At 67.8% G+C, this 19,533-nt stretch carries 19 protein-coding genes and 1 pseudogene; 10 read left to right on the top strand and 10 right to left on the bottom strand.

Annotation, left to right across the window (positions count from 1 at the left end; translation table 11 throughout):
- Positions 1 to 6: 6 nt before the first annotated feature.
- From HDA39_RS19460 to HDA39_RS19430, 7 genes and pseudogenes are all read right to left on the bottom strand, one after another.
- Positions 7 to 855, bottom strand: coding sequence for an ABC transporter ATP-binding protein (locus HDA39_RS19460; protein ID WP_184796976.1), 849 nt, complete (start codon positions 853 to 855; stop codon positions 7 to 9).
- Positions 852 to 1,961 (bottom strand): FecCD family ABC transporter permease, encoded by a 1,110-nt coding sequence (locus HDA39_RS19455; protein WP_184796974.1) that lies wholly within the window; start codon positions 1,959 to 1,961, stop codon positions 852 to 854. Before HDA39_RS19455 ends, HDA39_RS19460 begins: the two co-directional genes overlap by 4 nt.
- Positions 1,958 to 3,004, bottom strand: coding sequence for an iron chelate uptake ABC transporter family permease subunit (locus HDA39_RS19450; RefSeq protein ID WP_184796972.1), 1,047 nt, complete (start codon positions 3,002 to 3,004; stop codon positions 1,958 to 1,960). Before HDA39_RS19450 ends, HDA39_RS19455 begins: the two co-directional genes overlap by 4 nt.
- The gene (locus tag HDA39_RS19445) at positions 3,001 to 3,999 is read right to left on the bottom strand and encodes an ABC transporter substrate-binding protein (RefSeq protein ID WP_184796970.1); all 999 of its coding nucleotides are present in this window, start codon (positions 3,997 to 3,999) and stop codon (positions 3,001 to 3,003) included. The genes HDA39_RS19450 and HDA39_RS19445 overlap by 4 nt, the downstream gene beginning before the upstream one ends.
- Positions 4,000 to 4,038: 39 nt before the next feature.
- Positions 4,039 to 5,904, bottom strand: coding sequence for a siderophore-interacting protein (locus tag HDA39_RS19440; protein ID WP_184796968.1), 1,866 nt, complete (start codon positions 5,902 to 5,904; stop codon positions 4,039 to 4,041).
- Positions 5,905 to 6,025: 121 nt separating this feature from the next.
- A pseudogene (locus HDA39_RS19435) lies at positions 6,026 to 6,175 on the bottom strand (MBL fold metallo-hydrolase); the annotation flags it as partial.
- A gap of 1,101 nt (positions 6,176 to 7,276) precedes the next feature.
- Positions 7,277 to 7,864 carry a pyridoxamine 5'-phosphate oxidase family protein gene (locus tag HDA39_RS19430; RefSeq protein WP_184796966.1) on the bottom strand — a complete coding sequence of 196 codons (588 nt, stop codon included), beginning with the start codon at positions 7,862 to 7,864 and terminating at the stop codon, positions 7,277 to 7,279.
- Positions 7,865 to 8,116: 252 nt separating this feature from the next.
- Between HDA39_RS19430 and HDA39_RS19425 the strand changes: the two genes are divergently transcribed.
- The gene (locus tag HDA39_RS19425; RefSeq protein ID WP_184796964.1) at positions 8,117 to 8,575 is read left to right on the top strand and encodes an SRPBCC family protein; all 459 of its coding nucleotides are present in this window, start codon (positions 8,117 to 8,119) and stop codon (positions 8,573 to 8,575) included.
- A 129-nt stretch (positions 8,576 to 8,704) separates the two neighbouring features.
- Here HDA39_RS19425 and HDA39_RS19420 read toward each other — a convergent pair whose 3' ends face one another.
- Complete coding sequence (locus tag HDA39_RS19420) at positions 8,705 to 9,403, bottom strand: alpha/beta fold hydrolase (RefSeq protein ID WP_184796962.1); 699 nt, start codon at positions 9,401 to 9,403, stop codon at positions 8,705 to 8,707.
- Positions 9,404 to 9,452: 49 nt separating this feature from the next.
- Between HDA39_RS19420 and HDA39_RS19415 the strand changes: the two genes are divergently transcribed.
- Genes HDA39_RS19415 through HDA39_RS43310 form a run of 3 tightly spaced genes read left to right on the top strand, consistent with a single transcriptional unit; the run spans position 9,453 to position 11,454 of the window.
- Positions 9,453 to 10,151: a helix-turn-helix transcriptional regulator gene (locus HDA39_RS19415; RefSeq protein ID WP_184796960.1), complete on the top strand. Its 699-nt coding sequence runs from the start codon at positions 9,453 to 9,455 to the stop codon at positions 10,149 to 10,151.
- 44 nt (positions 10,152 to 10,195) lie between these two features.
- Entirely contained in the window at positions 10,196 to 10,945 is a 750-nt protein-coding gene (locus HDA39_RS19410; protein ID WP_184796958.1) for a class I SAM-dependent methyltransferase, read from the top strand.
- Entirely contained in the window at positions 10,942 to 11,454 is a 513-nt protein-coding gene (locus tag HDA39_RS43310) for a DUF402 domain-containing protein (protein WP_184796956.1), read from the top strand. Before HDA39_RS19410 ends, HDA39_RS43310 begins: the two co-directional genes overlap by 4 nt.
- Here HDA39_RS43310 and HDA39_RS19400 read toward each other — a convergent pair.
- On the bottom strand, positions 11,428 to 12,219 hold the full coding sequence (locus HDA39_RS19400; RefSeq protein WP_238356093.1) for an endonuclease/exonuclease/phosphatase family protein: 792 nt from the start codon (positions 12,217 to 12,219) through the stop codon (positions 11,428 to 11,430). The two genes, HDA39_RS43310 and HDA39_RS19400, sit on opposite strands and share 27 nt — an antisense overlap.
- Positions 12,220 to 12,292: 73 nt before the next feature.
- Here HDA39_RS19400 and HDA39_RS19395 point away from each other — a divergent pair, with 73 nt between their 5' ends.
- On the top strand, positions 12,293 to 12,508 hold the full coding sequence (locus tag HDA39_RS19395; RefSeq protein ID WP_184807060.1) for a hypothetical protein: 216 nt from the start codon (positions 12,293 to 12,295) through the stop codon (positions 12,506 to 12,508).
- 96 nt (positions 12,509 to 12,604) lie between these two features.
- Here HDA39_RS19395 and HDA39_RS19390 read toward each other — a convergent pair whose 3' ends face one another.
- A complete protein-coding gene (locus tag HDA39_RS19390; RefSeq protein WP_184796952.1) occupies positions 12,605 to 13,162 on the bottom strand; it encodes an ATP-binding protein in 558 nt (185 codons plus the stop codon).
- An 84-nt stretch (positions 13,163 to 13,246) separates the two neighbouring features.
- On the opposite strand from HDA39_RS19390, the gene HDA39_RS19385 reads away from it, so the two are divergent.
- The 5 genes from HDA39_RS19385 (at position 13,247) to HDA39_RS19365 (ending at position 19,510) form a co-directional block, all read left to right on the top strand.
- Positions 13,247 to 13,549 (top strand): hypothetical protein, encoded by a 303-nt coding sequence (locus HDA39_RS19385; protein WP_184796950.1) that lies wholly within the window; start codon positions 13,247 to 13,249, stop codon positions 13,547 to 13,549.
- A gap of 34 nt (positions 13,550 to 13,583) precedes the next feature.
- Positions 13,584 to 13,997: an SgcJ/EcaC family oxidoreductase gene (locus tag HDA39_RS19380; RefSeq protein WP_184796948.1), complete on the top strand. Its 414-nt coding sequence runs from the start codon at positions 13,584 to 13,586 to the stop codon at positions 13,995 to 13,997.
- 144 nt (positions 13,998 to 14,141) lie between these two features.
- The gene (locus HDA39_RS41845; protein WP_202893054.1) at positions 14,142 to 14,603 is read left to right on the top strand and encodes an excalibur calcium-binding domain-containing protein; all 462 of its coding nucleotides are present in this window, start codon (positions 14,142 to 14,144) and stop codon (positions 14,601 to 14,603) included.
- 380 nt (positions 14,604 to 14,983) lie between these two features.
- Complete coding sequence (locus HDA39_RS19370; RefSeq protein ID WP_184796947.1) at positions 14,984 to 15,703, top strand: hypothetical protein; 720 nt, start codon at positions 14,984 to 14,986, stop codon at positions 15,701 to 15,703.
- A 687-nt stretch (positions 15,704 to 16,390) separates the two neighbouring features.
- A complete protein-coding gene (locus HDA39_RS19365; protein WP_184796946.1) occupies positions 16,391 to 19,510 on the top strand; it encodes an RHS repeat-associated core domain-containing protein in 3,120 nt (1,039 codons plus the stop codon).
- Positions 19,511 to 19,533 lie beyond the last annotated feature (23 nt).

Raw genomic sequence — 19,533 nt, 5'->3', positions numbered from 1 at the left:
GCACACTCACTTCTCTCGGCGTTCGCGGCCCAAGGGCACCACAGACGGCGTACCGGCGACCGGATCGGGGACGACGAGGCAGCGCAGCCCGAAGACCTCGTGCACGAGGTCGGCGGTCACGATCTCGGCCGGCGGGCCTTCGGCGACGACATGGCCCTCCTTCATGGCGATCAGGTGGGTGCCGTAGCGGGCGGCCTGATTCAGGTCGTGCAGTACGGCGACCAGGGTGTGGCCGACGTGGTGCAGGTCGGTGAACAGTTCCATCAGCTCGATCTGATGGGTGATGTCCAGGAAGGTGGTCGGCTCGTCGAGCAGCATGATGTCGGTGTGCTGTGCGAGCGCCATGGCCACCCACACCCGCTGGCGCTGACCACCCGACAACTCGTCGACCAGACGGCCGGACAGGTCGGTGACCGCGGTTTGGTCCATCGCCCGCAGTACGGCGTGCTCGTCGGCCTCGGTCCACTGCCGGGCGAACCCCTGATGCGGATACCGGCCGCGGGCCACCAGGTCGGCCACGGTGATGCCGTCGGGCGCGATGGAGGCCTGCGGCAACAATCCGACCCGCCGTGCCACCTCCTTGGTCTTGAAGGAGTTGATGTCGGCACCGTCGAGAACGACCTGCCCGGCCGACGGCTTCAGCAGCCGGGACAGGCCGCGGAGCAGGGTGGACTTGCCGCACGCGTTCGGACCCACGATCACGGTGAACGACTCGTCGGGGATCGCCACCGACAGTTCCCGGGAGATGACGCGTTTGTCGTAGCCGATCGTCGCCGACTCGACGTGGAGTCGTGAGCCGGTGGACGCAGGTGCGTCCTCCGCTGCCGCAAGACCGTTGTCGATGTGGGTGCTCACAGGCGTCTCCTGGCTTCGGTGATCAGCAGCCAGCCGAGGTACCCACCGCCGAGCATGACGGTGATGATGCCGACCGGCAACGGGGTAGGGGCGACGTGCTGGGCGAGGTAGTCCGCCGCCAGACAGAGCAGTGCGCCGACGAGAGCGGCGGGAGCGAGGGTGATCCCCGCGCTGCGGGTGAGCCGGCGTCCGATCTGCGGCGCGACCAGCGAGATGAACGCGATCGGGCCCGACGCGGCGGTGACCGTTGCCGTCAGCGCGACTCCCAGCACGATCAGGCCGAGACGAACCGCTGAGACCCGCGCGCCCTGGGCGGCGGCCGCATCGTCACCCAGCTCCAGTTGCCGCATCGGCCGGCTCGACAGCGCCGCCAGCAGCAGGAGTACGGCGATGCAGGCGCCGCCGACGAGGACCTGCGGCCAGGAGACGCCGTTGAGTGATCCGGCACCCCAGGTCGCGGCGGCCATCGCCTGGTCCAGGTCGGCTTTGAGGATCAGCCAGGTGTTGATCGAGCCGAGCATCGCCGAGATGCCGATGCCGACGATGATCAGGCGGAACCCCTGCACCCCACGCCGGTAGGCGAGCAGGTACACGGCGATGGCTGTGGCGATCCCTCCGACCAGCGCTCCGCCGACCAGCTGCCAATAGGTGCCGTTGACAACGAGGATCACGATCAACGCGCCGATGTAGGAGCCCTGGGAGAACCCGATGATGCCGGGGTCGGCGAGCGGGTTGCGCAGCGTCGACTGAAAGACAGCCCCGCTCACCCCCAGAGCGGCGCCGAACACCAGCGCCGCCACCACGCGGGGCAGCCGCCACTCGACCACGATGTCGTGGACGAGCCCGGTCGTCCCGCCGGTCAGGGAGGAGATCACCTGACCTGGACTGAGCTGGTACGAGCCGGTCATCAGTGCGAGTACCGCCATACAGACGACCGCCAGCGCGAGGACCGAGCAGATGACGACCGAGCGCCACTCGAACCGTACGGCGACCTTCCGGCGCCGCAGCACCAGTATCCGCCGCCCGAAGTCCACGCGACGCGTCTCCGGCGACCAGGCGGTCCGGGAGGAACCAGTGTGCGGATCGAGTCCGCTGCGGGTGCTCATAGCCCGCTTGCTTTCTTCTGCCGTACCAGCGCGATGAGCACGGGGGCGCCGACGAAGGCGGTGACGATGCCGACGGGGATCTCGCCCGGCCGCATCACGACCCGGCCGAGAATGTCGGAGGCCAGCAGCAGGCTCGGCGCGAGCAGCACGCTGTAGGCGAAGATCCAGCGCTGGTGCGGGCCGACGATCCAGCGCGCGACGTGCGGGACCATCAGCCCGACGAAGCCGATGGGGCCGGCGATCGCGGTGCCGCCGCCGGCGAGCAGGGTCAGCGCGATGATCGCGAGGACCCGGGTGCGGACCAGCCGGACGCCTTGCGCGACGGCCAGCTCGTCACCGAGGGCCATGGCGTTGAGCGGGCCGGACACCGCGAAGGCGAGCAGGAGCCCGACCGCGAAGAACGGCAGGATCGGCCACACCAGGTCGAGCGGACGGCTCACGATCGAACCGGCGTTCCAGGACCGCATCGCGTCGAAGGCGTCCGGGTTGGTCAGCTCGAGCGCCGAACCGGCACCACCGAGCACCGCGCCGACGCAGACCCCGGCGAGAACCATCATCACCGGCGACTGGCCGCGGCGGGTCGAGCCGAGGGCGAGCACCATCAGCGTGACGATCAGCGCACCGGCGAACGCGAACCACAGGTAGCCCTGGATGTCGCGGATGCCGAGCAGTCCCACGGCGACCGTCACCGCGAAGGAGGCACCCGCGTTCACGCCGAGGATGCCCGGGTCGGCCAGCGGGTTGCGGGTCAGGGCCTGGATCAACGCTCCCGCGACTCCGAGCGCCGTACCGACGACCAGCCCGACGACGGTGCGCGGCAGCCGGAAGTCCCGGATCGCGAACTGATCGATGTCGTCCGACGGATGGAACAGGGCGTTCCACACCACCGTGGGCGAAATGGCCGTCGACCCGATCATCACGCTGGCCACCAGCAACGCCAGGAGCACCACGAGCGCGACGACCAGGCCGATCAGACGACGCCGCGATCCGGGCACCGTGACGGTGCCCGGATCGCTGGGTCGACGCAGGGTGAGAGCGGTCACTTCTTGGCGGGGAGGGTCGCCAGCGCCTTGTCGAGCGAGTCGAGGTACCGCAGAACGGCGCCGTACGAGTTGTTGCCGGGGCAGAAGACGCCGAGCGCACGACCCGACGTCACGAGCGGCAGTGCCTTCCACGTGTTGGTGCCGACCACCGGCGCGAAGACCTCGGTCGGCTGGCCCTTGTCGTCGGCGGGGTAGGTGACCACGTCGTACTGGGACAGCTTGGTGAGCTGCTCGAACGGCAAGGACTCGTAGGCCAACGGGTCCTTACCGGCGGCCGCCTTGGGGAAGTTGAAGCCGATGTCGTCCTGGGCGATCTCGACGCAGCCGATGTCGCCGATGACGTACGTCCCGGGATCGGAGTTCGAGTAGCGGTCGAGGTTGACGAACTTGGTGGTCTTGATGAGGTCCGCGTAGGTCTGCTTCATCTTGGCGACCTGTCCCTCGAAGTCCGCCTTCTGCCGGGTGAGCGTGTCTTTCACGTTGCCGGCCTCGGCGAGCGCCTCGGCGAGTTCCTTCCACTCGGTGTCGAGGCCCCAGAAGACGGTCGGGGCGATCGTCCCGAGCTGCTTCTCCATCTTCTTGAACTCGGCATCGGGAATCTGGACCAGGATGAGGTCCGGCTTGAGGGCGGCGACCTTCTCGAGGTCCACCTCCTCGCCGACATTCGTGGCTTTCCCATACGTTGTTCGCTGCTCCTCCGGCAGCAGACCGAGCTCGGACGGAGCCGCCCCGGACACACCCACCGGCGCACCGCCCATGTCGATGAACGGCAGGTCCGTGTTGCCGATCGTGACGACCCGCTGCGGTTCGGTGGGAACCTCGATGCTCCCGTTGCCGGCCGTGACGGTGTGGGTCTTGGGAGCGCTGTCGTCAGTCTTGGCGCCGGCGTTGTCGCCGCTGTCGTCGCCGCTGCCGCAGGCCGTGAGGACGAGCGTGATGCTCAGGATCGCGGCGGTCAGCGCCGCGCCGCGTCGCCTCAGGGGTGTCGTGGTCATGGGTGTGCTCTTCCTCTTCTTCTTCAGGGGAACGGGAAGTCAGTGGGTACCGGCGGGGACGAGTTCGTGGACGGTGGTGCCCCATCCGACGGTGTGTGTGGTGGTGCGGACCAGTCCGGCGCGAGTGATCACCGCGTCGAGCTCGGCTGCGGTGCGCAAGCCGGCGCCGTGCACGGTGAGGCCGATCAGGTCTGCTTCGCCGTCGTGCTCGTCCAGGGCGCCGGTGTCGAAGACCTCCTCGATCAGCAGCACCCGGCCGCCCGGGAGGAGGTTCTCGGCTGCTCGGCGCAGCGCATGGGCGGCGTCCGGGTCGGGGAGGGCTTTGAGGGCGCGGCTGATGAACACGGCGTCGGCGGCCGGACCGGCCTCGAAGACGGACTGCTCGACCACACTGACCCGCGCGCGTTGCTGCTCGTCGGGGATGGTGGCGGGCAGGTCGCGGCGCAGCCAGTCGGCCTGGGCGGGCAGCGCGCAGATCGTCACGCGCAGGTCGTCGTGAACGGCGACGAACTCACGAGCCTGGGCGGCCGCGCCGCCGGAGTGGATCACCAGCTGACCGACCCCGGCGAGCAGCTCGGACTTGGCGATCGACAGAGCCAGCGCGGGCTGGAACTTCGCCAGGCGTTCCAGGTAGCGATCCTCGTAGCCCTGTTCGGCTCGTACGTCAGCGAAGGTCTGCCCGGTCACAGCCGCGTACGACGGGTGGCCGGTGCGGATCGACTCGGTGAGTCCAAGGATGCCGAGCATCTCCCGGCCTACCACCCCAGCAGGGTGCAGCGTGTCGGCCATGAACTCGTTGGTCAGCACCTCGCCCACCGCCGTCAGCCCGAAGCGGCCCGGTTCGGTCTCGGTCACGATGTTCACGGCGTACAGGTAGCGCAGCAGCTTGCCCAGCGCTCGCTCGTCGCTGCCGGTCCTGGCGGCCAGGTCCGCGACGCCGGTGACGCCGCGGGAGATCAGCTCGGGTACGCCCAGCTCGACCGCGGTGCGGATCGCGATCGGCCGGATCAGCTCGGTCAGCTCATGCAGCTTCTCGAACGGCGTACTCGACTTCTCGGGGTCCGGAACCGCCTCGTCGGTGTCCAGTACGACGACCTCGCCGCGGCGCCAGTACCCGGTGAACTCGATGTCCTCCTTGGGCACGGCCCGGTCTTCGAGCAGATGACGGCGCAGATCCCGTACGGTCGTCTGCTCCCCGGCGACCCAGGCGAACGGACGACCCTCCCACCAGTCGGTGTTCCCGACCGCGTCCCGCAGGTGGTTCGTCGTACCGGCCTCAGCGCCGTCGCGGACCAACCAGGTCACCTCGACGTGCGGCAGCGCCCGCAGCGCCAGCCGGTGAGCATCCTCGGCGACCTCCAGGAACACCTGCGCCCGCGCGTCGTCAGGGAGCTCGTCGAGCAGGCGGGCGATCGCGGGGATCGCCGTGTCGTCGCCGGCGACCAGGAGCCAGTCCGCGTCGTGCGGGAGCGCACGCGACGCGCTCGGGCCGTAGAAGTTGATGCGGTCACCGACCTGGGCGCGGTACGCCCAGGTGGTGCCCACGCCGACACCGTGCCGGACGAAGTCCACATCCAGCTCGCCGGCCTCGGCGTCCCACCGACGTACCGTGTAGACCTTCGACAAGGGCCGGGGATTCCTCGGCAGGTCCAGGCCTCTCTCCTGCTGCACCGGCAGCACCGGCTCGGCCTGGCCGGGGTACCGGAACACCAGACGGATGTCGTCGTCGAATCCAGGAGCGTCGAACGCCGGCTGCGGAAAGCCGTTCGCCGAGGTGAACTCACGAAGCTGCCGGCCGCTCAGCGTGATCCGTCGCATACCCGGCGTCAGGTCCACCACCCGAACGACCTCGACCTCCCGCAGGGTCAGAGGGTGCACCGTGAGACGGCGCGAGGTCTTCGGCATGCTGAGAGCGGGCCTTTCCGATCTTCTCCGGTGAGGCCGCGCTCCATCGACGCAGGGACCCCCGCGTAATATTAGGTAACCCTTACCTAAAAAGCTAGCCGTGAACTCCGCTGGCCCGGGCTCAGCCCACGTTCACCCTCGGTCGAGGTCGTCGGAGGAGCTCGTCGTCGTACACCGTGTCACCGGACAACAAGATCCGGGTCGCTTCTTCGTGAAGGGCGATCCCGCCTGGGCTGTGGCCGGGCACATCCAGGACGGTGAACCGACGATCGCCGAGGTCGCTGACCGCGAACCATTTCGATGCGGCAGGTGCTCCGCGTCCATGGTCTGCTCCTCACTGAGGTCGTCAGCAGCGCCCGTGGCCCATGTCGGGTTGAGGCTCTGAGCGGTCCGTGACGCAGACTGGTCGAGTACGACGCAGGTAGGACGAAGCTGCCACGAGCAGCGCCCATCCGTAGCCGCCGAACGCCAAAGATCCTGCGCCCCCGAGACTCAACAGGCGATAGCCGTGCACGAGTGCGTACACCAGGCTGCCCACTCCGTAGAGGGAAAGGGTCGGGGCCACGAGAGCCACCGCGGTCAGCGGCAAGTACCTGGGGACCCTGCGACCGGCCAGCGGGCCGGTCCATGCTGGGAACTTCATTCCCCATGGTCTGACGAGGCCAAGCATCAGGAAGACGGCGGGTCCGACGAGACCTACCGCGAGTACTGCGAAAACCAGGAGTGCCGGCCCAGGAAGGATGGGCTTGTCGTTGTACAGATCATCGAGCCACGGCGCCAGACCCGCAGCGTGAAGCCCGTGAACGGCCAGATAGGGACCGAACGCCAGGCAACCCGCCGCGGCGGCCAGACAGGTTCGTCGAGATGCCGCCGAGACCGGTGGTCGTGCAACGCGCCGGACCGGCAGATCGTGAACCCCGCCGCAGGACGGACATCGACTCCACGCGCGACGGTGCCAGTGAGTTGCCAGGCGTAGCAGGGCAGTTCCGGCCACCGCGGACGCCATCCGCAAGCCGACTCCGTCCCAGTCCGTCCGACCGTGCCGATCGGTGACCGTGCCCGTGAGGACGAGCTGAACCAGGTCGAGGAGGACGAAGCAACTGGCGGCAAGGCCGGCAGCACCCAGGACGCAGAGGCCGACGAGCAGCAGCCGGCGGGGCCAGGTCATGTCATCTCCTTGGTCGGCGATGACTTTGATCGTCCCGGCCGAGGAAGACCGAGAGATCCCCCGTGCGGAGGAACAGAATCCCCCGTACGGGTGAGGTTTTGTCAGGACTCCGGTCCTACCAGGACAGCTGACAGCAACAGTCGTGCAGAGCATCTGAATCTTCGCGCGCCGGCCGCAACGCGTCGGAGACTGTCGCCATCCTGTTCAGGTGGTCGGCGGCCTTGGTCCGGTACGGCGGGTCATTGCGGGGAGGCCGTCGATCGAGCGTGCGTTCGTGGTCTCGCCGTAGTCCAGATAGGCCGCCGAACCCTTCTTCTCCTGATGGAGGTCCAGGATGGTCCGGTCGCCGACGAAGTCCATCCGCGGCACCGCCCAGCCGCAGGCGTCGCTGATCCGGTCGGCATCGATCACGATGACGGCACGCTGGCCCACCACCCGCTCCTTGCCGAACTCCCGGCGTAGCTCGGCGAACTCGGCATCGTCCTTGCGCACCACGGTGCCGCGGCCGTGGATGCGCACGACCTGCGGCCTGCCGTCGAAAGCGCAGAACATCACACAGACGCGTCCGTTTCCCGGCTCCCGGAGGTGAGCGATCGTCTCGACCCCCGAGGCGTGGAAGTCGAGATAGGCGACCCGGCGCGGCCCCAGGACCCGGAACGTACCCGCCATCCCCTTGGGAGACACATTGACGTGTCCCGCTCCGGACAGCGGCGCCGTCGCAACGAAGAAGATCGGCTGCGCCTCCATCCATGCCGCCAACTCGTCGTCGATCGCCGAGAGAACACTGCTCACGAGGAACTCCCTTTCTCCACAAGGCTTTGCTCACAGGTTTCGTCCGTGCCGAGACTACGAGAGCGCTCGCCCGTCGGCCATCACCTTCCGTCGTCGATGCCCTGCGGCCCGGGTCCACGGACCGACCCGCACCAGCGTGAATCACCCCAACGGGGGATGCGTTCTCCCTCGTACGGGTGAGGCCGAACGGCGGGAGTCGCGGCTAGGTTTGCCGCATGAGTTCTCTCGAGGCGTGAAAGGTGCGGTGTCCCCGTGATCAAGGTCCAGGTACAGGAAGTCATCAGGGCCGGCCCGGACGACATTCTCGACCTCGTCATGGACATCGAGCAGTACGCACAGCAGGTCGACGACAAGATCAGGCCGGTGCTGTGGGTACGGCGCGAGCAGAACAGGGTCGAGTTCGCCTGCCGGCCAAGAATTGCCGGACTACGGCAGCCCAAGGTCGTCCAGTTCGTCGAACTCACACCCGGCCGGCGGATCGATATCGGGCTGCTGCCCAAACCGCTCAATCGGCTCGCGCACGCGGTGGCACGGTTCGAGGCAAGTTTCGAGTGCGAGCCCTCGGCCGGCGGCACGCTGGTGACCCGAACGTTGCAGTTCACCTTCTCCCGCGTCGCGCGCCCCTTCGTCGAGCCGCTGTTCCGGCGCCGCCTCGAGCGCGAGGTAGTGGAAGAGATCCAGCGCGCCAAACGGTACCTGGAAAGCTGCTAGCGCCGAGAGTCCGCTCGTGCTGTTCGATGACATCACAGAGCCGGGGAGCCATGGCATTCGTCCTGCGAGTTGTCGAGTGCCGAGCGGTAGCGGTGGTAGTGACCTCAGTCGACCCCCTGGCACTCCATGTCAGGAAGCACGGCTGATCGGTGCTTCGGCGAGGAAGCTTTCGATGTGTTGGGCCAGGAGTTCGGGTGCCTCGAGCATCGGGAGGTGCCCGGTGCTGATGGACTCGTTCCACGCCGGGGTGAGGTTCTGGGCGAAGCGCCGTTGCAGTCCGGTCGGGAGCTCGGCGTCCTGCGCGGTCGACAGGTAGCCACGGTGCTCGGGGAAGGTGCCCTCCGACTTGTCCCGGTAGAGGTGTGCCGACTCGGCGGTGAAGTCCGCCACGATGCGGTCGGCCGTCTCCTGGTCGAGCCGTCCGGCCAGACCCTTCCGGATGGCGGAGTCGGGCGGTCGCGTGCCGGCGAGGCGCATCGCCAGGCTCAGTGCGAGCCGTCGTGGAAACGGCATCGACGTGACGAAGCTCCGTCCCGGCTGCGGAACCACGGCCGTGACCGCCAGCAGTGCGGTCACCCGATCGGGGGCGAGGGCAACCATCTCGGCGGCCACGGTTCCGCCGCTGGAGTGCGCGACGACCACGAAGCGGTCCCACGGCGCCGAGTCCAGTGCCGCGGCGGCGTACTCGGTCAGTGAAGCGTGAGCCTGACGCGGTCGCTCGGCGACCACGGTCGGGGACGCGGACAGTTCCTTGCGGACCTGGTCCCAGATCCAGTGCGGAAGTCCGGCGCCGCTCAGCAGCAGGATGGGGTCTGGCGTCTGTGTCATGGTCCCATTGTGCTGGCGCGCGATGTCACCGTTATGGCACCGTTTCCCCATGAATCGTACCGACCGGCTGTACGCGATCCGCGAGGAGCTCCGCCGGGCCGGCCCGCGGGGCCGTACCGCGGAGCAGCTCGCCACGGCGTTCGAGATGAGCGTGCGCACCGTCAAGCGCGACATCTCCGCCCTGCAGCAGGCCGGCTTCCCGGTGTGGGCGCGCACCGGCCGGATCGGTGGGTACGTCGTCGACCGGGCGGCCACGCTGCCGCCGGTCAACTTCACCGCCGCCGAGGCCTCCGCGATCGCCGCGGCGATCGCGGCCCATCGCGGACAACCGTTCGACCAGTTGGCCCGCGCCGCGCTGGTCAAGGTCCTGGCCGTGATGGACCCGCAGGCGAGGCAGCACGTGGACGCCCTGACCGAGCGCATCTGGATCAACCACACCACCGAGCCGGCCTCGCCACGCCGCCGTACAGCCGTCGAGCGCGCCCTCCAGGAGCGCAAGGTGCTCTCCCTGCACTACCGCAACCAGTACGGCGAAACGTCAGCCCGCCGAGTCGATCCACAGCTGCTCGCGTTCAGGGACGGCCAATGGTTCCTTGTCGCCCACTGCCGCAGCCGCGACGCCATCCGCTGGTTCCGTCTCGACGGCATCGAACGCGCGACTCTCACCACCCAGCGCGCCACCGACGTACCGGTCGAGGACCTGGGGACCCCACCGCCCACAGCATCCTCGGTCCGGGCCGCCCTCTGAAATCCACTGGCCGACGACCGGGCGGAGGCCTAGGCTCCGGACCGATGGATGCTGCCGAGTTCTACACAGGAATCGTCGTCGACGCCTACGCCAAGCTGAAGTCGTCGAGCTTCGACCCAGCGCCGTACGCCGCCTTCGTCGCCGCGGCCGGTGAACCAGCGCTCGAGCTCGGCTGTGGCGACGGCGAGCCGATGCTCTCGTTGCTCCAGGCCGGCCTCGAGGTCGAAGGTGTCGACTCCTCTGCCGACATGCTCGACCGCTGCCGCGCCAACGCGGCTGCTCTTGGCCTGCAGGTCGCGCTGCACCACCAGCGCATGGAGGAGCTGAGCCTGGTACGCCGTTACCGCGCGATCTACCTGGCCGGTCCGACCTTCACCCTGCTCCCCGACGACGAGACCGCCGGCCGCGCGCTCCGCGCCATCCGCGAGCACCTGACTCCCGACGGCCGGGCGATGATCCCGCTCTGGATCCCCGAGCCCACGCCGGCCTCCGACCTGGGCGTCCAGCGCGAGGCCGTCGACGACCAAGGCGCCACGCTCGTCTACACCCCTCTGTCGGAGACCTACGACCAAGCCCTCCGGACCCGCACCACAACAGTCCGGTACGAACGCCGCGCCCCGGACGGCACGGTCGAATCAGCCGACCGCGACTGGATCATCCACTGGCAAACCCAAGCCTCGGCCCAGGACCTCTGCCGGCAAGCCGGCCTGTCGATCACCCGAATCGACGACGAAGCCGGCAACCTTGCCACGGCCGACGCCGACGAGTTCACCCTGATCGTCCAGCCACGGTGACCCTCGAAGAAGTCACCGTCCTCCACCGCACCGGCCAGTGGTGCCCCGGCGTCCGCACGACGAACAACGCCATCGCGTACGACGTCCCGATCCTCCCGCAGTACCAAGCCCCCGGCCGCCCCACCACCGACCGCTGCTTCGTCCTCCCCGACGAAGGCGTCCAGCTCACCAAACCCAACACCTTCACCGGCTCGTACGAAGGCGGCTGGTACATCGACCTGATCGAAACCGAAGAGCCGGAACCGCAGCGCTTCGTCATCCACGACCTCTACGTCGACCTCCTCATCCCGCCCCGGGCCGTCCGCTACGACGTCCTCGACCTCGACGAGTTCGCGGAGGCCTTGCAGATCGGCGCGATCGACATCGCCACGGCCGTCAAGGTCCTCCGCGACACCCAGCTCTTCATCGACCGCCACCTCCGCACCCCGAACGAGGCACACCCGACCGCTTGGCCCGACTTCCCACCGGCCGCGTTGCTCCCGCTACTCGAGCTGCCGGCCTTCGGCTGAGGTCGTCGCGCAGAGACCGACGTGGTCGGAGACGTACGCCGGGCCTTGGGGCAGGTCCAGCTTGTCGGTGAGGATCTGCTCGGCGGTGAGGATCTCGAGTCCGCGCGTCAGGATGAAGTCGATGCAGTGCGGGCTCTTGCCGGGCCCCAGGTACTCGGCGTGGAACGTCGGTGGACACTCGCCGCCGAACGCGTCGACGAGGCCGGTGCGGTCCAGGAATTCCTTGTACGGCGTGGATTCACGGGCGACGTTGAAGTCCCCGCAGAGGACGATCGGCCCTTCGAGGCTTGCGATCACGCGAGCCAGCGCGTTCAGCTGCGCGCGATGGATCGGTGTAAAGCGACTCGCGTCCGACCAGTCGCCGTCGAGGTTGGCCAGCAGGTGCGTGTTGGCGATCCAGACCTGATCGAACCGCGTCAGAAGCACGCCCTTGAAATGCGCCTTGGTGCGCGGCCACCGGGGGACGCCGGGGCCGGTCGGCAAGCGACGGTAGGACCGCGTCGCGGCGGGCCGGCGTACGAAGGTCACGACGCCACCGGCGGGCCCGGCCAGCGACGGCTGAAAGCTCACGGCGTACGACGGCATCGCGGTCCGCAGCAAGCGCAAGTGGTAGTACGTGTGGACCTCCTGGAAGGTGACGACCGCGGTCTCCGAGCCGTCGAAGTACGCCCCGATCGCGCGGTACCGATCGGCGAGCTGCGAGCCTCGGAGCGGCGTGCCGCGGGTGTTCAGCGTCGCGATGGTCAGCTGCTCGCGAGAGCTCAACTTCAACCGTCCTTCCAGTCTCCGGAAGCTTAACGGTGTTGGCTCTTGTGCGGCCGACACCCACGGGAGTTAGATGAGCGCCTTCCGCCTGCTGGAACCCGTTAAGGAGCACGAGATGTTCGCGATCATCGCCGCAGTGATCTTCGGCCTGGCCCTCATTCTGGACTGGGCCAACGCCACCGTCAGCGACGCCTTCACCCCCCAGACCCTGCTCATGGCCGGCCTCCTCTGCCTCGCCCTCCACCTCGCCGGCATCGGCGCCTCCGCCAAGTGGGGCCGCCGCCGCTGACCCAAGGCACCGTGAGCGAGCTCGAGCTGGTCCGCCGCCGAACTGGTCGCGGACCAGTTCGGCGTCCGGCCTCGAAAAGGTGCTTGAGGCAACGGTTCAGAGGTGGGGGAGTGGGTCGCCGGGGTGGACCCGGATTGGGTTCTCGTCCGGGGTGGGTGGTTCGAAGTCGTCAAGGTGCTGGGCCAGTACGGCGTCCGTGACGTGCCGGCGGTGAGGGTCGGCCTGGTTGGCGGTACGGCGCTGGTGGATGGTCGCGTGGTCGACGTCGAGGTGGATGAGGTGGAACTCGGCGCCGAGTTCGGCGGCGAGGGCGCGCCAGCCGTCGCGCAGGAATCGGGGCGAGCTGGTGTCGTCGAGGATCACCGTGGGCTGGGGCTCGGTCTGCGGCGGGCGGGCGCTGCCGTGATCGGGCGCCGGCGTACTGCGGGCCGGACCGGGCGCCGCGGCGAGGCGTTCGCGGACCTCGGCGGTGGCGACCGCGTGCGTGGTTTGCCATTCCTCGACGGGGATGCCGTCGCCGCCCCAGAGGCCTCGGCGTTCGTTGATCTCGTCGAGGCTGACGACGTGGGCGTCGAGGTGGTCGGCGAGGGCGGTGGCGAAGGAGCTCTTGCCGGAGTACGACGTACCGCAGAGGACGACGAGGCGGGGGCTCATCAGGGGATCCCACCTGATCGGGTCAGGGGTGTCAACGGGATTGTCCCGATGCGGTGGGCAACTGTCGCCGTCTACGGTCGGGGGATGGTTGCTGGTTACGAGGTGTGGATCCACGGCGCGGGGCTCGAGCTGCAGGAGCCGGTGGCGCGGACGATCTGCCCGGTGGAGGAGCACGACGGGCCGTGCGAGGTGCCGTGGGGGTTCACGGTCGCTGACGAGGGCGGCGGCGTACTGGTGCTTGGGATTCATGCGTCCGCGGACAAGGCGGAGGAGATCGTACGACGGGTGGCGGCCGTTGCCGGCGACCGTCGGGTCGAGCTGCGGCCGGGGCGGTCGGGGGTGTTCGACGAGCTGCGGGTGCAGTACGAGATCGAGAACCGGGGTTGACCTCAAGGGGACTTCAACTCCGAGGATCGTTGCCATGGACATCACCGGAACGATTCCCAGCCAGGACGACGTCGACCAGATCCTCGCGCTGCTGACCACGGTCGACCGGGCGCAGCGCACGGAGGACGCCGAGGCGTTTCTCGGGGTGTTCCGCGAGGACGCACTTTGGGTGACTGGACATGGGAAGCGGCTGTACGGGCGCGACACGATCGGCGCGTTCACGCGCAAGGTGCTGCCCGGCGCGACGACCGACACCCACGCGACGTACGAGGCTGATCATCTGCTCTTCGTCCGGCCGGACATCGCTGTGCTCAACGTCAACCAGACGTACCTGCAGCGCGAGGACGACAAGGTGCTCGACCACGGCAGCCCGGTGTACTTCCTCGCCAAGGACGACGGCGTCTGGCGCATCGCGGCGGCGCAGAACACGATCGTCGTCGCCGAGTAACGAACCGGCAAAGTTCCCCCTTGGGCTTCGCCGAACCGTCGCGGACAGTGACGATTGGGTGGTAGGCATGACGCGCCCGGCTGGTTCCGGCCGGGCGACGACTACCGCCACCGGGGGGCCGAGGGCGGATTTGGGGGACCAACCATGGACCGTGGCCGCGCCGTGCTCGCAGTCGGCACCGGACTCATCGCACTCACACTCACCGCCGCCTGCGCCGCACCGGAAACCACCCCGGCCGCCGCGCCGGTGACGGTCACCGTCACGACCGCCGCACCACCGGCCAGCAGTACGCCGACACCCACGCCGGCCGCGACGCAGCGCCCAAGCGCCAAGCCGACGAAGCCCGTCGGCCTGCTCTCCAAACCACCCACCACCAAGCCGAAACTCCCGCCGATCACCAAGAAGCCGACCACCAAGCCGACGGTGAAGAAACCGACCACCAAGCCCACCACCCGCCGTACGACAACCAAGCCACCGGTCTCCGACGCGTACTACGCCAACTGCTCCGAAGTCCGCGCCGCCGGCGCCGCGCCCATCCACGCGGGCGACCCCGGCTACTCCAGAAAACTCGACCGAGACGGCGACGGCATCGCCTGCGAGAACTAGATGTACGGCGAGGAGTCTCATCGCCCGCGCATCCTGAGCGCGATCCGCGCGAGAGCGGTCCCGCTGGATGACGACCAGTTGTCGGCGGTGACGGGGATCCAGCCGCGGCAGGCGGTCAACCAGATCTGCCGACGGTTGGCCACCGAGGCCGTCATCAGCCGGGGCATCGGAGCAGGCGGAAAGCTAGTCAGCTGCATCGCGCAGCCGACGGACGATGAGCCGCAGGCAGTTGATGGGCCGCTGATCGCATTGGGTGCGCTGGCGACCGTCGGGCCAACTGCGGCAGATGTGGAGAGACGCCGGAGAGCGGTGAAGCGCCTGGGGATGTGGCATCGGCGGTGCGGCCCGGGAGTTCGGGGGAGCAGCGGAAGGCTGAGGGCGTGATGCTCGCGGTGCTCGGGGTGCAGCTCACGCCGGGACGTGTCCTGCACCCGAGCGGGACGCGCGTACTCGCGAAGCTGCTGCTCGAACACAACCCAGGACGCTTCCTGCTCTACCTGCGTGAATCACCCACCGCTCGCCAGATACTCACCGACATCGGAACAGGAGGCCGCGCACTCAGCCACGAGACGCTGGACGCCCGAACGACAGGCGCCCACTGTGACCCGTCCATCGCCTACCTGCGCGCCGTTCTCGTGTCGGTCGGTGCCCTACCCGTACGCGACGAGTTCCTGGCGCGACTCGAACGCTGGATCGACCACAAACTCGCCAGCATCGACGACCCCGAACACCGTCAGCTGCTCACCGCCTTCGCCCGGTGGGACCGCGTCGCCCGCATCCGCCGACGAGCCAGCGGCAAGCCCGTGTCCGCCTCAGTCGCGGATGTTGCCCAAGCCCAGATCAGCAAAGCCGCCGAGTTCCTGAACTGGCTCACCGACAGCGGAACTGCCCTGGCGACTGCCGGCAAGCACATGTCGATCGATGTCTCACCTCCGCACCTCACCAACGCCCCTACGCCGCCCGGCCATTCGTCACCTGGGCAGTCCGCAGCAAGCTCGCCACCAACATCCATATCCCCACCCGACCTCGAAAGGTGCCGCAACGGCCGCTGGACGCCGACGACTCCCACGAGACCAGAGACCGAGTCGCAGGTCTGCTGATTCTGCTCTACGGGCAAACCCCCGCCCGCATCTGCCGCCTCACCACCGCACACATCATCCAACACCGCGAGGGCGCTACATTGCAGCTCAACCAGACCCCGCTGAAACTCCCGCCCCCGCTAGATCGTCTGGCACTCCAGCTTGTCGACGTCGCTCACGACAAGGCATCAGTCGTGAACGCCAGCCCGCACAACGCGCCCTGGCTGTTCCCTACCCAGCCACCCGGAAATCCCCTCGGCAGCACCCAACTCGCCCAACGGCTCCGCCTGCCAGCCGAATCCGCACGCTGCGCAGCCATGCTCGACCTCTGCGCACAGCTCCCACCCGCCGTCATCCAACGCCTCCTCGGCGTCACCACAGACGCAGCCCAACGCTGGTCGTCCGGAGCCGTCAGAACCACCTACGCAGCCGAAATCGCACGACGATCATGGCCCTATTCCGCCAGCGAGCCAAAGTTTCTAGCCTGCAAGAGATCGTCATCATTGCGCCGGTGTTGGCTGAGTGGCGCGCAAGCGAATTGCAGGTTGCTGCAACCGGTTCACCGGTCTGATCTGTTGCCGGTGACTAGCTAGCCACGTACCGTCGCGCGTGTTCTTCCCTGGCTTGGGGGCCGTGACGGGGAAGCCATACAGCTACTGGGGGTCTGTTTTGTCTGCCCGAAGTCTGTCTTCTTACCGTTCGATCGGCGTGGCTGCGGCCGCGCTGATGCTGTTTTCCGGGGGTGCGATCGTTGCGCTCCCGGCCCAGGCCGGAACAGCTGCCGTGCTGACTGCGCAGTTCACTGGGGCGCGTCCGTCGGCGACCCGGATTCCGTTCTCGATCTCTGACAAGGTGTCGGCCTCGGTCGACGTCGCGACCGGCAACTTGCTGGTTACTACCTCTGAGTTGTCGTTGCCGGGGATCCAGAGCGATCTGCAGCTTGGCTTGACCTACAACAGCCTGCGGCTGGCGGCCGGTGCGGCGTTGCCGTCCGGGTCAGCGGGTGCCGGCTGGGCGATGCGAGTCGGCCAGGACACCAAGGTCATCCTGAACTCCGACAACTCGGTGCTGTACCTGGCGCCGGAGGGTCGCGAAGGCTTGTTCAAGCCCGCTGGTACGACGGCGTACACGGCGCCGGCGGGGTTCAAGGTCGCGATGGTGAAGACCAGCACCGGCTGGACGATTTCCGACCACTCCAGCAACACGGTGTCGACGTTCAATTCGACCGGGCAGTTGGTGTCGATCAAGGACCGCAACGGCCAGTCCGCGACCTTCACCTACACCGCAGGGAAGCTGTCGCAGGTCGTTTCGACGCGCGGTGGCGCGGGTGCGAAGACGGCGAACTTCACCTGGTTGGGCAGCCTGGTCACGATCGCCCAAGCCGGCGACGACGGCACGCCGCGCTCAGTGGGCTACACCTATACGGCGGGCAAGTTGACCAAGATCACCGACCCGACCTCGAAGGACACCGTGTTCGGGTACGACGCGACCACCGGTGATCTGACCACGATCACCAACGGCGCGGGCAAGCAAACCGCGATTCAGTACGACGTCTCGCATCGGGTGAAGAAGGTGACCCAGCAGAACCCAGCCGGTAGTGCGGGGACCCGGTTCACCTACTACTCCAACGGCGAGACCTACGTCGCGGACCCGAACAACACCGCGACCAACCCGGTCGACGGTCCGCAGACCTACTACCGGCTGAACGCCCAGGAACTGGTGGTGTCGGCGTTCGACCCCCTGGACCGGTCCACAGCGAAGACTTATACGGCGTTCAACGATGTCGCGACCTCGACCAACGGCGTCTCCGGTGTCACCACGTTCGGATACGACCCGGCGGTCAATGGAGGCGAATCGCTGACCGGCGTCACGTCCGCGACGGGAGCGAAGTCGTCCGCGGCGTACGCGAACACCGGTGCGTCGAAGTTCTTGCCGTCGGGCGGGACTGACGGTCAGGGCAACAACAAGCTGTTCACCTACGACGGTGCCGGCAACCAGCTCACCTCGGCGAACAGCGTCGCGACCGCGACGTCGAAGGTTGACTACAACGCCGACGGCACGCTGAACACCTCGACCGACCCTCGCGACAATGTCACCGTTTACACCGCAAATGCTCAGAATCAGGTCACCAACATCACCCCACCGAGCGGGTCAAGCCTGGCGCCGGTCGTGATCGCCTATGACGGGTTCGGGCGGCTGCAGGCGGTCCGTGACGGGCGTGGGCTGCGCACCACCTATGCCTACGACCGTGCGGACCGGATCAAGACGATCCAGTACTCCGACACGACCCCTGACGTGGCGTTCACCTACGACGGCGCCGGCAACGTGCTGACCCGCACCGACGCCTCCGGAACTACGACGTTCACCTACGACGCTCAAAACCGCGTCACCTCCCGCACCTCGACGTCGGGCGGCGGGACGCTCGGGTACGGCTACGACAAGGCCGGAAACCTCACGTCGAAGACCGACCCGCGCGGCACCACGGCCTACACCTACGACGTCGCCAATCAGGTCGTGTCGATGACGACGCCTAACGGGCAGGCCACCGCGTTCGCTTATGACGCGAACGGCAAGCGCACCGACACCTGGTTCAACACCAACACCGCCCGAACGACGTTCGCCGCGCACACCAGGACGACCTTCGACAAGGCCGGCCGGATCTCGCGCACCTGGACCTCTCGCGCCTCGAACGACGCGACCAAGGTCTACGACACCTCGTTGTGCTACTCGCCCTACGTCGCGGGCCAGGCCTGCCCGTCCGCATCGGCCACCACCGACTCCGGCGTAATCCGCTGGTCGGTCAACAACCTGAACGCGGCCCGGTCGCTCTACAGCTACGACACCTCCAACCGGCTCACCGCCGTGACGAACTACGGCGGTCACAACTACGCCTACGCCTACGACAAGGCCAGCAACCGCACCTCGACCAAGATCGACGGCGTCCAGGTCCAAGGCCTGGCCTATAACACCGCCAACCAGATCAGCTCCGCTGGCTACAGCCACGACGCCGCCGGCAACCGCACCGCCGACCCGGCCCAAGGCACCTTCACCTACAACGCCGCCGGCCAGATGACGGGCCGCACCAACGGCTCAACCACCACCAGCTACAGCTACGCCGGCGGTGACCAGAACGAACTCGTGGCCACTACCACCGGCGCCAACACCACCAGCTACGTCTACGGCCAGAACGATCGCAACGGTGTGCCGATCATGCAGTCGTTCATCAAGAACGGCCAGACCAGCTACCTGGACACCGATCCCACCGGATCACCGATCGCCCTCAACACCGGCGCCGGCGTCGACTACTACACCCTCGACAACCAAGGCACCCCCACCGGCCTGGTCAACAACACCGGCACCGTCACCGCGACCTACACCTACGACCCGGCCGGTAAGCAGATGACCGCCACTGGCGCCTCCGCTACCACCAACCCCTTGCGATACACCCAAGGCCTGCTCGACGAGCAGACCGGCTGGCTCAAGCGCGGCGTCCGCTTCCACGACACCACCACCGCCAACTGGACCGCCCAGGACCTGCTCAGTCAATTGTTGAAGCCGAACTCGGCGAGCAGGTACTCCTACGTCGCGGGCAACCCCGTCAACTCAATTGATCCCAGGGGCCTCGAGGACATCCCGTATCCGGACGAATACGACCTGCCTTCAGAGTACGACAAGGACGACTTCGAGTTCGATCTTGCCGTCATCGGAGGTGGCGCCACGATCGGGACGATTGTCTCCGGCGGCAGCCCGTACGGTGGTATCGCCGGTCTTGCAGTCGGCGTCGGCGTCGCGTTCTGGGCTGATACCTGCAGTATGTGGTGCGACTGATGTCTCGACCCGTGGGGTACCGA

It is taken from the genome of Kribbella italica (assembly GCF_014205135.1).
Classification (GTDB): Bacteria; Actinomycetota; Actinomycetes; order Propionibacteriales; family Kribbellaceae; genus Kribbella; species Kribbella italica.
The sequence above is the reverse complement of the archived record's forward strand: the minus strand, read 5'-3'. Positions and strand labels throughout refer to the sequence as shown.